Annotated in this window: 12 protein-coding genes; 1 reads left to right on the top strand and 11 read right to left on the bottom strand. The window is 68.6% G+C overall.

Annotation, left to right across the window (positions count from 1 at the left end):
* Positions 1–126: 126 nt before the first annotated feature.
* The 11 genes from ACIA8O_RS24830 to typA form a co-directional block, all read right to left on the bottom strand.
* A complete protein-coding gene (locus ACIA8O_RS24830; protein ID WP_396296137.1) occupies positions 127–1,221 on the bottom strand; it encodes an ABC transporter ATP-binding protein in 1,095 nt (364 codons plus the stop codon).
* Positions 1,208–2,263 (bottom strand): ABC transporter ATP-binding protein, encoded by a 1,056-nt coding sequence (locus ACIA8O_RS24825; RefSeq protein WP_396296136.1) that lies wholly within the window; start codon positions 2,261–2,263, stop codon positions 1,208–1,210. The genes ACIA8O_RS24830 and ACIA8O_RS24825 overlap by 14 nt, the downstream gene beginning before the upstream one ends.
* Before the next feature lie 16 nt (positions 2,264–2,279).
* Positions 2,280–3,287, bottom strand: a complete 1,008-nt coding sequence (locus ACIA8O_RS24820) for an ABC transporter permease (protein ID WP_396296135.1) — start codon at positions 3,285–3,287, stop codon at positions 2,280–2,282.
* Positions 3,280–4,206, bottom strand: coding sequence for an ABC transporter permease (locus tag ACIA8O_RS24815; protein ID WP_396296134.1), 927 nt, complete (start codon positions 4,204–4,206; stop codon positions 3,280–3,282). Before ACIA8O_RS24815 ends, ACIA8O_RS24820 begins: the two co-directional genes overlap by 8 nt.
* A gap of 79 nt (positions 4,207–4,285) precedes the next feature.
* Positions 4,286–5,905, bottom strand: a complete 1,620-nt coding sequence (locus tag ACIA8O_RS24810; RefSeq protein ID WP_396296133.1) for an ABC transporter substrate-binding protein — start codon at positions 5,903–5,905, stop codon at positions 4,286–4,288.
* 167 nt (positions 5,906–6,072) lie between these two features.
* A complete protein-coding gene (locus tag ACIA8O_RS24805; RefSeq protein ID WP_396296132.1) occupies positions 6,073–7,086 on the bottom strand; it encodes an ABC transporter ATP-binding protein in 1,014 nt (337 codons plus the stop codon).
* On the bottom strand, positions 7,079–8,128 hold the full coding sequence (locus ACIA8O_RS24800; RefSeq protein WP_396296131.1) for an ABC transporter ATP-binding protein: 1,050 nt from the start codon (positions 8,126–8,128) through the stop codon (positions 7,079–7,081). Before ACIA8O_RS24800 ends, ACIA8O_RS24805 begins: the two co-directional genes overlap by 8 nt.
* Before the next feature lie 11 nt (positions 8,129–8,139).
* Entirely contained in the window at positions 8,140–9,081 is a 942-nt protein-coding gene (locus tag ACIA8O_RS24795) for an ABC transporter permease (protein ID WP_396296130.1), read from the bottom strand.
* Positions 9,074–10,003 carry an ABC transporter permease gene (locus ACIA8O_RS24790; RefSeq protein ID WP_396296129.1) on the bottom strand — a complete coding sequence of 310 codons (930 nt, stop codon included), beginning with the start codon at positions 10,001–10,003 and terminating at the stop codon, positions 9,074–9,076. The genes ACIA8O_RS24795 and ACIA8O_RS24790 overlap by 8 nt, the downstream gene beginning before the upstream one ends.
* A gap of 146 nt (positions 10,004–10,149) precedes the next feature.
* Positions 10,150–11,775, bottom strand: a complete 1,626-nt coding sequence (locus ACIA8O_RS24785) for an ABC transporter substrate-binding protein (RefSeq protein WP_396296128.1) — start codon at positions 11,773–11,775, stop codon at positions 10,150–10,152.
* A 405-nt stretch (positions 11,776–12,180) separates the two neighbouring features.
* Positions 12,181–14,088: a translational GTPase TypA gene (gene typA, locus ACIA8O_RS24780; protein ID WP_396296127.1), complete on the bottom strand. Its 1,908-nt coding sequence runs from the start codon at positions 14,086–14,088 to the stop codon at positions 12,181–12,183.
* A 218-nt stretch (positions 14,089–14,306) separates the two neighbouring features.
* Here typA and ACIA8O_RS24775 point away from each other — a divergent pair, with 218 nt between their 5' ends.
* Entirely contained in the window at positions 14,307–15,347 is a 1,041-nt protein-coding gene (locus ACIA8O_RS24775) for a hypothetical protein (protein WP_396296126.1), read from the top strand.
* The last annotated feature ends 7 nt before the right edge of the window (positions 15,348–15,354 follow it).

Here is a 15,354-nt window from a genome sequence, read left to right as displayed (position 1 = left end):
GAGGGCTCCACCGCGGTGCCCGAGCCCCGGCTCGCCAAGGAGCTCTGACCCACACCGAAGGGCCCCTCCCCACCACGGGAAGGGGCCCTTCGGCATACCTGAGCCCGGCGGCCTAGGGGCCCTTCGTCACTGCTGGACGTCCTCTCCCCGCTCCCCCGCGAAGTGGCAGGCCGAGTCGTGCAGCGCCAGCCCCTGGAGCCAGGACCGGGCGGTGAGCGCCGGGACCTCCTCCGCGCACTTGGGCTGGGCCTTCCAGCAGCGGGTGCGGAAGCGGCAGCCGCTGGGCGGGTTGGCGGGTGACGGGACGTCACCGGTCAGCACGATCCGGTCCCGCGACTCGCGGGCGGTCGGGTCCGGCACCGGCACGGCCGACAGCAGCGCCTGGGTGTACGGGTGGGTGGCGTGGTCGTAGATCTCCAGGTCGCTGCCGATCTCGACCATCTTGCCGAGGTACATCACGCCGACCCGGTCGGAGATGTGACGGACGATCGAGAGGTCGTGGGCGATGAACATGTAGGAGAGGTTGAACTCGCCCTGCAGCTGCTCCAGCAGGTTGATCACCTGCGCCTGCACCGACACGTCCAGCGCCGAGACCGGCTCGTCGCAGATGATCACCTCGGGCTTGAGCGCCAGCCCCCGGGCGATGCCGATGCGCTGGCGCTGGCCGCCGGAGAACTGGTGCGGGTACCGGTTGATGTACTCCGGGTTCAGCCCGACCACGTCCAGCAGGTCCTGCACCGCCTTGCGGCGGTCGCCCTTCGGCGCCACCTCGGGGTGGATCTCGAACGGCTCCCCGATGATGTCGCCCACCGTCATGCGGGGGTTGAGCGAGGTGTACGGGTCCTGGAACACCATCTGGATGTTGCGCCGCACCGCCTTCAGCGCCGCCCCGCTCAGCCGGGAGATCTCCTCGCCCTTGTAGCGGACCGAACCCGAGGTGGCCGGCTCCAGGTTCATCAGCACCTTGGCCAGGGTGGACTTGCCACAGCCCGACTCGCCGACGATGCCCAGGGTCTCACCCTGCATCAGGTCGAAGGAGACGCCGTCCACGGCCTTGACCGCGCCGACCTGCTTCTTGAACAGGACGCCCTTGGTCAGCGGGAAGTGCTTGACCAGGTCCCGCACCTCCAGGATCGGCTCGCCCCGGGGAACCTCCTGCTCGAAGGCCACCTCCTCCGGGAGGGCCGCGCCGAGCGCGCTCGCGCCGTTAGGAGGCGTCATCGAGGGTCTCCTTCCAGAAGAAGCAGGCGCTGCGCCGCCCGGGCAGCTCGGCCCCGTCCGGCCCGGTCACCTGGTACAGCGGGGGCACGTCCTGCCGGCAGACCTCCTGGGCCCGGGGGCAGCGCGGGTTGAAGGCGCAGCCCGGCGGGATGCGGAGCAGGTTGGGCGGCAGGCCCTTGATCGCGTAGAGCTCGTGGCCCTTCTGGTCGAGCCGGGGGATGGAGTCCAGCAGGCCGCGGGTGTAGGGGTGGGCGGGCCGGGCGTAGAGCTCGTGCACCGGGGCGGTCTCGACGATCCGGCCGGCGTACATGACCGCGATCTTGTCCGCGACGTCGGCGACCACGCCGAGGTCGTGGGTGATCAGGATCAGGCCCATGTGGTACTCGGCCTGGAGCTCCGCCAGCAGGTCCATCACCTGCGCCTGCACCGTCACGTCGAGGGCGGTGGTGGGCTCGTCGGCGATGATCAGGTCCGGCTCCAGGGCCAGCGCCATGGCGATCATGATGCGCTGGCGCATGCCGCCGGAGAACTGGTGCGGGTAGTCGCCGACCCGTTCCTTGGCGGCCGGGATGCGCACCCGGTCCATCAGCTCGATGGCCTTCTGCTTGGCGTCCTTGCGGGACATGCCCCGGTGGGCGCGGTACATCTCGCCGAGCTGGTGCCCGACGGTGAGCACCGGGTTGAGCGAGGAGAGCGCGTCCTGGAAGATCATCGCGATCTTCTGGCCGCGGATCTGCCGCCGGGCCTCCCTGTCCATGGTCAGCATGTCCTGGCCGCGGAAGCGGATCTCGCCCTGCGGGATCCGGGCCGGCGGCATGTCGAGGATGCCCATGATCGCCTGCGCGGTGACGGACTTCCCGGAGCCGGACTCGCCCAGCACCGCCAGGGTCTCCCCCGCGCTGACGCTGTAGTTCACCCCGTTGACGGCCTTGGCCACGCCGTCCCGGGTCTTGAACTCGACGTGCAGGTCCCGGACTTCGAGCAGTGGGCCCTGGTACGGGGCTTCCCGGGCGGGCTTGTTGGTGTCGACAGCGGTGGTCATCCTGGTCCGCCCTCTCTCAGCGCAGCTTCGGGTCGAGGGCGTCGCGGACCGCGTCGCCCATCATGATGAAGGCCAGCACCGTGAGGCTGAGCGCGGCGGCCGGGAAGAACAGCGCGAACGGCGCGGTCCGGATCACCCGCTGGGCCGAGGAGATGTCCACGCCCCAGGAGATGGTCGGGTCCTGGAGGCCGATGCCGAGGAAGCTCAGCGTGGCCTCGGCGGTGATGTAGCCGCCGAGCGCGATGGTGGCCACCACGATCACCGGGGCGATCGCGTTCGGCAGGATGTGACGGAGCATCAGCCTCGGGGTGCCGGCGCCCAGCGCCTTGCCGGCCACCACGTAGTCGGCCTGCTTGACCGTCAGCACCGAGCCGCGCATCACGCGGGCCAGCTGGGTCCAGCCGAGCACGGCCAGCGCGATCACCACGGACCAGACGGTGCGGGTGGTGAAGGCGTTCAGCAGCACCAGGGCGCCGAGCAGCAGCGGGATGCCGAAGAAGATGTCGATGATCCGGGAGATCACCGCGTCCACCCAGCCGCCGAAGTACCCGGCCACCATGCCGGTCAGGCCGCCGATCAGGGTGACGGCGAGGGTGACGAAGACGCCCACGATGATCGAGGCGCGGGCGCCGTAGATCACCCGGGCGTAGATCGACCGGCCCTGGCCGTCGTAGCCGAACCAGCCGGCCCCGAACACGTCGGCCCAGTCCGGCTTGCGCAGGTAGTTCTGCGCGAGGTCCGCCTGGCGCGGGTCGGTGTCGGTGAACAGGCTCGGCCAGGCCGCCATCAGCACCAGCAGCACGATCAGCAGGGCCGAGACGATGAAGATCGGCCGCCGCCGCAGGTCCCGCCAGGCGTCGCCCCAGAGGCTGCGGGCCTCCTCGCGCTTGACCGGGTCGGGTTCGATTAACGTGTCCTGCTCCACCGCCAGGCCCTGCTGGCCGACGTAGTCCAGGTGGTCGCTGTCGGTCGGCGGGATGTGCCGCAGCGGGTCGTGGTCGTCGGGGAGGTCTTTGCTAGGCATAGCGGATCCTCGGGTCCAGGACGGCGTAGAGCAGGTCCACCAGGAGGCTGGCCACCAGGTAGACGATCACCAGCACGGTGACGATGCCGACCACGGTCGGGCCTTCCTTGGTCCGGATCGCCTTGTAGAGGATGTTGCCGACGCCCGCGATGTTGAAGATGCCCTCGGTGACGATCGCGCCGCCCATCAGGGCCCCCAGGTCGGTGCCCAGGAAGGTGACCACCGGGATCAGCGAGTTGCGCAGCAGGTGGCGGCCGATGACGGTCCGTCGGGGCAGGCCCTTGGCCACCGCGGTGCGCATGTAGTCGGCGCGCAGGTTCTCGCCGATCGAGGTCCGGGTCAGCCGGGCCACGTAGGCGAGTGACAGTGAGGCCAGCACCAGTCCGGGCAGGATCAGTTGGAGGATGTCCGTGGAGTCCTGGACGGTGGCGGTGACCCAGCCGAGGTCGATCGCGAAGATGGTCTGGGCGATGTAGCCGAGCACGAAGACCGGGATCGAGATGACGATCAGGGTCAGGATCAGCACCGCGGTGTCGGCGAAGGAGCCGCGCTTGAGGCCGGCCAGCAGGCCGAGCGGCAGGCCGATCACGATCTCGAAGAAGAAGGCGACCAGGGCCAGCCGGATGGTGACCGGGAAGGCGTCGGCCATGATCTCGGAGACCGGGCGGCCGGTGAAGCTGGTGCCGAAGTCCAGCTGGAAGACGTTGCCGAGGTAGATCAGGTACTGCTTCCACCAGGGCTCGTCGAGGTGGTACTGGTGCCGCAGGTTGGCCACGGTCGCCGGGTCGGCCGCCTTGTCGCCGAACATCGCCGCGATCGGGTCGCCCGGCAGGGTGTACACCATGATGAAGATCAGGAACGTGGCACCGAAGAAGACCGGGATCATCTGGAGCACGCGCCGGAGGACGTAGTGGCCCATCGAACCTCCTTCCGAGGGGGTGACTTGGTGCCCGGGCCCCGCCCTCCCGGGCGGAGGGCGGGGCCGGCGGGGGTGGGTGTCAGCCCTTGACCTCGACCTGGGTCCAGGCCGGGTTGCCGAAGGAGTCGAACTTCACGTTCTGCACCTTGGTGGAGTAGCCGGAGTTGGTCCGGTAGTACCAGAGCGGGATCGCCGGGATGTCCTGGGCGAGCACCGCCTCGGCCTTCTGGTAGTCCGAGGCCGAGTCCTGGATCGAGGCGGCCTGGTCGGCCTGGTTGGCCAGCTGGTCGAACTGCGGGCTGCTGTAGCCGAAGTCGTTCGAGGCGGCGCCGGTCTTGTAGACGTCGGACAGGAAGTTGGCGTTCAGCGGGTAGTCCTGCACCCAGCCGGTGCGGAAGGCACCGTTGATGGTGCGTCCGGTGATGGCCGCGCGGGCGGTCTTGAAGTCGGTCTTCGGGTCGCCGACGCAGTCCACGCCGGTGGACTGGCGGATGGAGTTGCAGACCGCGTCCACCCACTCCTTGTGGCCGCCGTCGGCGTTGTAGGTGATGGTCAGCTTGTTGCCGGGGACGCCGCCGCCCTCGGTGATCAGCTGCTTGGCCTTGGTGGCGTCGAACTTGCAGGAGTCGCCGCAGGTACCGGCCTTGAAGCCCTCGACGCCCTCGGCCACCCAGGAGCTGGCCGGCTTGCGGGAGCTCTGCAGCACGGTCTTGGTGATGGTGTCGCGGTCGATCGCCATCGACAGGCCCTGACGGACCTTCGCCTTGTCCGCCCCGGCCCAGTCGGCCTGGTAGAGGGTGAAGCCGATGTTCTGGATGGCGCCCTGCGGGGCGTCGATCGCCCGGTCGCCGAGGTCGTTCTTGTAGTTGGCCAGCGCGGAGGGCGGCACCTGGTCCATCACGTCGAGGTTGTTGGACTGCAGGTCCGCGTAGGCGGCCTCGGCGGTGGTGTACATCTTGAACACCACGCCGCCGTTCTTCGGCTTGTCCACGCCCTGGTAGTTCGCGAAGGCCTTGGTGGTGATCTGCGCGTTGTGGTCCCAGCTGACGAACTGGTAGGGGCCGTTGCCCACCGGCTTCTGGCCGTGCCCGGCGGGGTCGTTGAAGAAGGAGTCGGGCAGCGGCGAGAAGGCGATGTAGCCCAGCTTGTACGGGAAGTAGGAGACCTTGCCGCTGAGCTTGATGGTGAAGTGGGTGTCGTCCACCACCGTCAGGCCGGACATGGTGGTCTTGGTCGCCGCGCCGCTGGCCGGGTGGACGTCCTTGTAGCCCTCGATGTCGGAGAACCAGGAGCTGTTGATCTGGTTGTTCGCCGTGGTGGCGCCCCAGTTCCAGGCGTCCACGAAGTTCTTCGCCTTGACCGGCGTGCCGTCGTGGAAGGTCCAGCCGGACTTCAGGGTGACGTTGAAGGTCTGCGAGTCACTGGTGTCGATCTTGTCGGCCACCTGCATCCGCAGCTTGCCGTCCGACGGGTCGTAGTCCGCCAGGCCCTTGAACAGGTTCTGCATGATGCGGCCGCCGCCGACCTCGTTGGCGTTGGCCGGCTGGAGCGGGTTCTGCGGCTCGCTGCTCTGGTAGCTGAAGGTCTTGCTGGCGTCGGAGGAACCTCCTCCCCCGCCGCTGCTACCGCATCCGGTGGCCACCAGGGCCACGGATGTCGCACCGACTACGGCCCAGCGGACTCTGGTGGCTGCGGGCATCGAGCTTCCTCCTCAGGGATCTGTGACGCATCACACCCCATTCGAAGGGCACCGGTCGTACGGCGCGACCGTGGTACGGCCGGATGGGTGCCCACCACAACGCCGACGGCCCCACAGCGGGAAGCTGTGGGGCCGTCAGACTGAGTGGGCGTCAGATCGCCCGTGCCTCAGGCCGCGGTGAGCTCGCGCTCGGCGGCGAAGTGGCAGGCCGACTCGTGCGCGGCCGGGCCGTCCAGGGACGGCACCGCGAGCAGCGGCAGCTCGGTGGAGCAGCGCTCCTCCGCCTTCCAGCAGCGGGTGCGGAAGCGGCAGCCGGACGGCGGGTTGGCCGGCGAGGGGATGTCGCCCTGGAGCACGATCCGGTCCCGGTTGGCGCGGGCGGTCGGGTCCGGCACCGGCACCGCGGAGAGCAGCGCCTGGGTGTACGGGTGGGTGGCGTGCTCGTAGATCTCCTCGTCCGTGCCGATCTCGACCATCTTGCCGAGGTACATCACGCCGACCCGGTCGGAGATGTGACGGACGATCGAGAGGTCGTGGGCGATGAACATGTAGGAGAGCTCGAAGTCCTTCTGGAGCTGCTCCAGCAGGTTGATCACCTGGGCCTGGACCGAGACGTCGAGCGCGGAGACCGGCTCGTCGCAGATGATCACCTCGGGCTTGAGCGCCAGGCCGCGGGCGATGCCGATGCGCTGGCGCTGGCCGCCGGAGAACTGGTGCGGGTACCGGTTGATGTACTCCGGGTTGAGGCCCACCACGTCCAGCAGGTCCTGCACCGCCTTGCGGCGGTCGCCCTTCGGCGCCACCTCCGGGTGGATCTCGAACGGCTCCCCGATGATGTCGCCCACCGTCATACGGGGGTTGAGCGAGGTGTACGGGTCCTGGAACACCATCTGGATGTTGCGGCGGACGGCCTTGAGCGCGGCACCGGAGAGCTTGGAGATGTCCTCGCCCTTGTACAGCACCTGGCCGGAGGTGGCCCGCTCCAGGTTCATCAGCACCTTGGCCAGGGTGGACTTGCCACAGCCCGACTCGCCGACGATGCCCAGGGTCTCACCGCGCATCAGGTCGAAGGAGATCCCGTCGACGGCCTTGACCGCGCCGACCTGCTTCTTGAAGAGGACGCCGGCGGTCAGCGGGTAGTGCTTGACCAGGTCCTTCACCTCCAGGATGGGCTCAGCCATGGAGGGTCTCCTTCCAGAGGTGGCAGGCGCTCTTGCGGCCGGCGAGCTCGGCGCCGTCCCGGTCGAGCACCTGGTGCAGCGCGGGGATCTCGCTGCGGCACAGGTCGGTGGCCCGGTCGCAGCGCGGGTTGAAGGCACAACCGGCGGGCACCTTCAGCAGGTTGGGCGGCAGGCCCTTGATCGCGTAGAGCTCCTGGCCCTTCTGGTCCAGGCGCGGGATCGAGCGCAGCAGGCCCTCGGTGTACGGGTGCGCCGGGTTGGCGTACAGCTCGTACACCGGGGCGGTCTCGACGATCCGGCCCGCGTACATGACCGCGATCTTGTCCGCGACGTCGGCGACCACGCCGAGGTCGTGGGTGATCAGGATCAGGCCCATGTGGTACTCGGCCTGGAGCTCCGCCAGCAGGTCCATCACCTGCGCCTGGACGGTGACGTCCAGGGCGGTGGTGGGCTCGTCGGCGATGATCAGGTCCGGCTCCAGGGCCAGCGCCATGGCGATCATGATGCGCTGGCGCATGCCGCCGGAGAACTGGTGCGGGTAGTCGCCCACGCGCTGACGGGCGGCCGGGATGCGCACCCGGTCCATCAGCTCGATGGCCTTCTCCTTGGCCTCCTTGCGGGAGGCGCCCTGGTGCACCCGGAACATCTCGCCGAGCTGGTAGCCCACCGAGAGCACGGGGTTGAGCGAGGAGAGCGCGTCCTGGAAGATCATCGCGATCTTGCTGCCGCGGATCTTCCGGCGCTCCTCGTTGGACATCTTCAGCATGTCCTGGCCGCGGTACAGGATCTCCCCGGAGGTGACCCGGCCGGGCGGCATGTCGAGGATGCCCATGATGGTCTGCGCGGTCACGGACTTGCCGGAACCGGACTCGCCGAGGACGGCGAGGGTCTCGCCCGCGCTGACGCTGTAGTTCACCCCGTTGACGGCCTTGGCGATGCCGTCCTTGGTCTTGAACTCGACGTGCAGGTCGCGGACTTCGAGCAGCGGGGTGCCCGGGACGAGCCGCGGCTCGCCCTGCGTCTTCTCGATGACGGTGGTCATGCTCGCCCCTCTCAGCGCAGCTTCGGGTCGAGGGCGTCGCGGACCGCGTCGCCCATCATGATGAAGGCCAGCACCGTGAGGCTGAGCATCCCGGCCGGGAAGAACAGCGCGAACGGGGCGGTGCGGATCACCTTCTGGGCCGAGTTGATGTCGATGCCCCAGGAGATGGTCGGGTCCTGGAGGCCGATGCCGAGGAAGCTCAGCGTGGCCTCGGTGGCGATGTAGCCGCCGAGCGCGATGGTGGCCACCACGATCACCGGGGCGACCGCGTTCGGCAGCACGTGCTTGAGCAGGATGCGGCCGGTGCCGGCGCCGAGCGCCTTGGCGGCGGTGACGTAGTCGGCCTGCTTGACGGTGATCACCGAGCCGCGCATCACGCGGGCCATCTGGGTCCAGCCGAGCACGGTGAGCGCGAAGACCACGGACCAGACGGTGCGCTCGGTGAAGGCGTTCAGCACCACCAGGCAGCCGAGCAGCAGCGGGATGCCGAAGAAGATGTCGGTCAGGCGGGACAGCAGGGTGTCGATCCAGCCGCCGAAGTACCCGGCCAGCATCCCGACGAAGCCACCGGTGATGGTGACCGCGGCGGTGACGCAGATGCCCACGATGATCGAGGCCCGGGCGCCGTACACCACGCGGGCGTAGATCGACCGGCCCTGGCCGTCGTAGCCGAACCAGTCGGCCTGGAAGAAGTGGGTGTAGTTCGGCGCGCTCAGGTAGTGGTTGCGCAGGTCGCCGGCGCGCGGGTCCACCGAGGTGAACAGGCCGGGCACCACGGTCATCACGACCAGGACCAGGATGAGCGCGGCCGAGATCAGGAAGATCGGCCGACGGCGCAGGTCCTCCCAGGCGTCCGAGCCGAGGCTGCGGGCCTTCTCCGGCTTGCTCTCCGCGACGGTGCCCTGCTGGGCCGGGACCGCGGCGGTCTTCTTCTTCTCGATCAGATCAGGCATACCGAATCCTCGGGTCCAGGACCGCGTAGAGCAGGTCGACGATCAGGCTGGCGACGAGGTAGACGATCACGAGGACGACCACGAAGCCGACGACCGTCGCGCCTTCCTTCTGGTTGATCGCGCGGAAGAGCGCGTTGCCGACGCCCTTGACGTTGAAGATGCCCTCGGTCACGATCGCGCCGCCCATCAGGGCGCCGAGGTCGGTGCCCAGGAAGGTGACCACCGGGATCATCGAGTTGCGCAGCAGGTGGGTGCCGATGACCCTGCGGCGCGGCAGGCCCTTGGCGATCGCGGTCCGGATGTAGTCGGCCTTGATGTTCTCCACGATCGAGGTCCGGCTCAGCCGGGCCACGTAGGCCAGCGAGAGCGAGCCCAGCACGATGGCGGGCAGCAGCAGGTCGATCCACTTGTCCGAGTTCACCGGCACGGTGGGGGTCACCCAGCCGAGCTGCGTGGCGAAGACGTTCTGGAAGATGTAGCCGAGCACCGGGACCGGGATCGAGATCAGCACCAGGGTGAAGACCAGGGTGCCCTTGTCCGCGAGCTTCCCGCGCTTGAGGCCGGCCAGCAGGCCGATCCCGACGCCGAAGACGATCTCGATGGCGAAGGCCATCAGCGCGAGCCGCACCGTCACCGGCAGCGCCTCGGAGATCACGTCGATGACCTGACGGCCCGACATGGTCTCGCCGAAGTTTCCGGTGAACAGGTCGCCCATGTAGTTCAGGTACTGCTGCCACATCGGCAGGTCGAGACCCAACCGGTGCTTGAAGGCTGCGAGTTGGGCCGGGTCCGGCGCCTTGTCGCCCCACATCGCGGCGACCGGGTCACCCGGGAGTACGCGGACCATGAAGAAGATCAGCGCGGTGGTCCCGAGGAAGACCGGGATCATTTGGAGCAGTCGCCTCGCGACAAAGCGCCCCATCGTGCCTCCAATTGCTGCTCTCTGACGGGGCGTCATCCCGATTTCAGAGGTTCTAGGCGTGCCGACGGCCGGTGCCGGACCGCCCTCGTGGGGTGGTCGTGGACACCGGCCGTCGTCGAGTCAGGCCAGTGTGGTGGTGGCCCTGGTTACTTCTGCTTGACCTCGACCTGGGTGAAGACCGGGTCACCGAAGGAGTCGTACTTCACGTTCTGGACGTTCTTCGAGTAACCGGCGGTCGTCTTGTAGTACCAGAGCGGGATGGCCGGCATGTCCTTGGCCAGCTCGGCCTCGGCCTTCTGGTACAGCTCGGCGGTCTTCTCGACCGTGGTCGCCTTGTCCGCCTCGGCGGCGTACTTGTCGAACTCGGCGGAGGAGTAGCCGGCGTCGTTCGCGGCGGCACCGGTGCCGTAGACGTCACGCAGGAAGTTGGCGTTCAGGGGGTAGTCCTGCACCCAGCCGGTCCGCATCATGCTCTGGACCTGCTTCTTCTTGATGATGTCGCGCGAGGTCTTGAAGTCCGGCTTCGCGTCGCCGACGCACTCCACGCCGGTGGACTGGCGGATGGAGTTGCAGACCGCGTCCACCCACTCCTTGTGGCCGCCGTCGGCGTTGTAGACCACGGTGATCTTGTTGTTCGGGACGCCGCCGCCCTCGGTCACCAGCTGCTTGGCCTTGGCCGGGTTGAAGGTGCAGGCCTCGCCGCAGGTGTTGTCCTTGTAGCCCATCGCACCGGGGGCGACCCAGCTGTTGGCCGCCTGGCGGGAGCCGTTCAGCACGGTCTTGGTGATGGTGTCGCGGTCGATCGCCATCGACAGGCCCTGGCGGACCTTGGCCTTGTCGACGCCCTTCCAGCCGTCCTGGTACATCGCGAAGGAGATGTTCTGGATGGCGCCCTGGGCCTGGTCGACCGCGCGGTCGCCCAGGTCGTTCTTGTACGAGGCCAGGTTCGACGGGTCGACCTGGTCGAGCACGTCCAGGTTGTCGGAGACCAGGTCCTTGTACGCGGCGTCGGCCTGCGCGTAGTTCTTGAAGACGATGCCGCCGTTCTTCGGCTTGTCGGTGCCCGCGTACTTGTCGTACGCGGCGACGGTGACGGCCTGGTTGTGCTCCCACGAGACGAACTTGTAGGGGCCGTTGCCGACCGGCTTCTGCCCGTAGGCGGCCGGGTCGGCGAAGAACGCCTTCGGCAGCGGCGAGAAGGCCGTGTAGCCGAGCTTGTACTGGAAGTACGAGACCGGGCCGGTCAGCTTGATGGTGAAGTGGGTGTCGTCGACGACGGCCAGACCGGACATCTTGTCGGTGGTCGGGTCACCCTTCTCCGGGTGGACGGCCTCGTAGCCCTCGATGTCGGAGAACCAGTCCGAGTTGATCTGGTTGTTCTTGGTGTTGGCGGCCCAGTTCCAGGCGTCCACGAAGGAGGACGCGGTCACCGGGGTGCCGTCGTGGAAGGTCCAGCCGGACTTCAGGGTGACGGTGTAGTTCTGCGCGTCGGTGGTCTCGATCTTGTCGGCGACCTGGTTGCGCAGCGAGCCGTTGCTGGGGTCGTAGTCCACCAGGCCCTTGAACAGGGTCTTGATGATGCGACCGCCACCGACCTCCATGGCGTTCGCCGGCTGGAGCGGGTTCTGCGGCTCGGAGCTCTGGTAGCTGAACGTCCCGGCCGCGTTGGCCGCTCCGCCCTCGCTCGACGACGAACCGCTACCGCAGGCGGTGGCCGCGAGGGCGACCGCGACGGCTGCGACGACCCACTTGGCCTGGCTGGCACCGCGCATGGGTGTGCCTCCTGAATCCGTGTTGCATACGTGGAGCGCACCGCAGGGGGACTGGCCGGCGTCATCGCCGTTGGCCAGGCGGTGCTTTCCTCGCTCAGGCTTCGGCGCGCACCCCTGCGCGAAACCCTGGACCCGAGCTCGACTGGCTCCACTATCCGTCACGCAGGGATACGAACTACGCCATTACCGATCTCAATTTGGTCACATGAAATCTCGGTAAACGGACATTCCAGACATACCCAGACAGGTACTAAACGGACAGTTGCCATGAATGACGGTTCGTCACGTCCGATTAACGAACACTTCCCCCCTCCGGCGACTACGCGCGTTGACGACTCACCGTCACAAAAACGGACCGGCCGACACCCAGTGCGGGCGTCGGCCGGTCCGGTGCTACGGGGTGGGTCAGGCCTTCTTGGCGCGCGAGGCGGTGCGGCCGCGCTCCTTGGCGTCCAGGACGACCTTGCGGATGCGCACGGTCTCCGGGGTGACCTCGATGCACTCGTCCTCGCGGCAGAACTCGAGGCTCTGCTCCAGCGAGAGCTTGCGCGGCGGGACGATCGACTCGGCCACGTCAGCGTTCGAGGAACGCATGTTGGTGAGCTTCTTCTCCTTGGTGATGTTCACGTCCATGTCGTCGGAGCGCGAGTTCTCGCCGACGATCATGCCCTCGTACACCTCGGTGCCGGGGTCGGTGAACAGCACGCCGCGCTCCTGCAGGTTGGTCATCGCGAAGGCGGTGACCACACCGGCCCGGTCGGCCACCAGCGAACCGTTGTTACGGGTCGTCAGGTTGCCGAACCACGGCTCGTGGCCCTCGTGGATCGAGTGCGCGATGCCGGTGCCGCGGGTGTTGGTGAGGAACTCGGTACGGAAGCCGATCAGGCCGCGGGACGGCACCACGAACTCCATCCGGACCCAGCCCGAGCCGTGGTTGGACATGTTGTCCATCCGGCCCTTGCGGACGCCCATGAGCTGGGTGACGGCACCCATGTGCTCCTCGGGCACGTCCACCGTGAGGCGCTCGACCGGCTCGTGGGTCTTGCCGTTGACCTCCTTGGTGACGACCTGGGGCTTGCCGACGGTCAGCTCGAAGCCTTCCCGGCGCATGGTCTCGATCAGGATGGCCAGCGCCAGCTCACCGCGGCCCTGCACCTCCCAGGCGTCCGGGCGCTCGGTGTCCAGCACGCGCAGCGAGACGTTACCGATCAGCTCGCGGTCCAGGCGGTCCTTCACCTGACGGGCGGTCACCTTGCGGTCGACCTTGCCGGCGCCGGCCTTGGCGTCGGCGCCCTTGCCGGAACCGCCCTTGCCGACCAGCGGCGAGGTGTTGGTGCCGATGGTCATCGAGATCGCGGGCTCGTCGACCGTGATCAGCGGCAGCGCGATCGGGTTCTCCGGGTCGGCCAGGGTCTCGCCGATCATGATCTCGGAGATGCCCGAGACGGCGCAGATGTCACCGGGGCCGGCCACCTCGGCCGGCTTGCGGGTGAGCGCCTCGGTCATCAGCAGCTCGGTGATGCGGACGTTGGAGATCGAGCCGTCGCGCTTGATCCAGGCCACCGTCTGGCCCTTGCGCAGCTCGCCCTGCTCGACGCGGAGCAGCGCGATGCGGCCGAGGAAGTTGTCGGCGTCCAGGTTGGTGACGTGCGCCTGGAGCGGGGCGTCCTCGTCGTAGGTCGGGGCCGGGACGTGCTCCAGCAGGGTGGAGAAGAACGGCTCCAGGTTCTCCGAGTCGGCCGGCACGGTGCCGTTCTCCGGCTTGGTCAGCGAGGCGACGCCGTCACGGGCACAGGCGTAGACGATCGGGAACTCGATCTGGTCCTCGTCCGCGTCCAGGTCCAGGAACAGGTCGTAGGTCTCGTTGATGACCTCGTCGATCCGGGCGTCCGGGCGGTCCGTCTTGTTGATGCACAGGATGACGGGCAGCCGCGCGGTGAGCGCCTTGCGGAGCACGAAGCGGGTCTGCGGCAGCGGGCCCTCGGAGGCGTCCACCAGCAGCACGACGGCGTCGACCATGGACAGGCCGCGCTCGACCTCGCCACCGAAGTCGGCGTGGCCGGGGGTGTCGATGATGTTGATGGTGATCGGGACCCCGCCGTCCTTGGGGTGGTACTTGACGGCGGTGTTCTTCGCGAGAATGGTGATGCCCTTCTCGCGCTCGAGGTCGTTGGAGTCCATCATCCGGTCGTCCAGCTGCTGGTGGGCGGCGAAGGCACCGGCCTGCTTCAGCATGGCGTCGACGAGGGTGGTCTTCCCGTGGTCGACGTGGGCGACGATGGCAACGTTGCGGATGTCATTACGCGTGGGCATGCTGAGCGGATTCTCCCGGAATCGTGGGTTACGGCGCCCGGCTGCGTCAGACCCCGCCTGCTACTACCGGTCCACCCGCCGGGGCACGACATGCCACGGCTTCCTCCTATCGTACGTGGAACCCCGCAGCGGGGCCGAAACGGGCAGGCCCGTACGGGCTGGATCACGAGTTGGCCACGGTTCTTCCGCCCTCGTTGGCCTGCCGTTAAACCTGGAGCGTGAGTGATCCTTTGCTATCCTTCCTGCTCCTGTACGCGCTCGGCTACCTGATCGGTCTGCAGCTCGAACAGCTGCGGCCGCTGCTCCGGTGCCTGACCCCGTCGGGCGCGTTCGCCGCCGTCGGGATCGGCTACGGACCGCGGATCGCGGGCTTCCGGTGGCGCGGGGTCGACTGGGTGGTCCGGCTGGCTCCGGTGAGCGTGCACGGCCCGGGGTACGACCTGCGCACCCGCTCGTACGTGGCGACGGTCCGGGGGCTCGCCGTGGCCGAGGTCCTGGCCGCCGCCGCCCTGGCCCGGTGGTTCGCCGACGGCAGCGCGAGCGGATTCCCGCTTGCTTCCGGGGTGGTCACCGTGGCCCTGTACTCGCTGGTGCGGGCCGATCTGCCCGGCTCCCTCGGTCACTCCCTCTTCCGCCGCCGGGCCGTCCTCGCCGGGCCCCACCTGACGACCCGGGCCGAGGTCGCGGCCGACCGGGCACTCGCGGACGGGGACCTCGACCGGACCCGGGCGGAGCTGGCCCGGGAAGACCGCCCGACGGCGAACGGGATCAACACCCGGGCCCACCTCGCACTGACCGAGGGGGCGTGGGCCGAAGCGGAGCGGTCCGCCGACTCGGGGCCGCCCGGGGGCGTGCACGAGCGGATCACGGCCCTGACGCTCCGGGCCGTCGCCGTGGTCGGGGCCACCGAGGCCGGGGAACTCTCGTTCGTGGAGTCACTGCCCAGGCTCACGGCCGTCCTGCGGGAGGCCACCGAGGTCCTGCCCGCGGCGGTCCGCTGGGCCCCGCCCTTCGCCGACCTGGCGCGCTGGGAGGGGCGGACCGAGGAGGCGGTGAAGCTGGCCGAGGCCGTGCTCCGGCGGCTCCCGTTCCAGCCGTGGCGGGCCGAGGCCGAGTGCTCGTACGCGGCGGCGCTGCTCGCGGTCGGGCGACGGGCGGAGGCGGTGGCCGCGCTGGGGCGGGCCAAGGCCTGGTGTCCGTCGATGGCGCGGGTGGCGGTGCTGGAGCAGTTGGTGGAGCGGAGCGAGGTGCGGGGCTGACGGAGGG

This window comes from Kitasatospora sp. NPDC051853 (assembly GCF_044452665.1).
GTDB lineage: Bacteria > Actinomycetota > Actinomycetes > Streptomycetales > Streptomycetaceae > Kitasatospora.
This window is presented reverse-complemented; position numbering and strand designations above follow the sequence as displayed.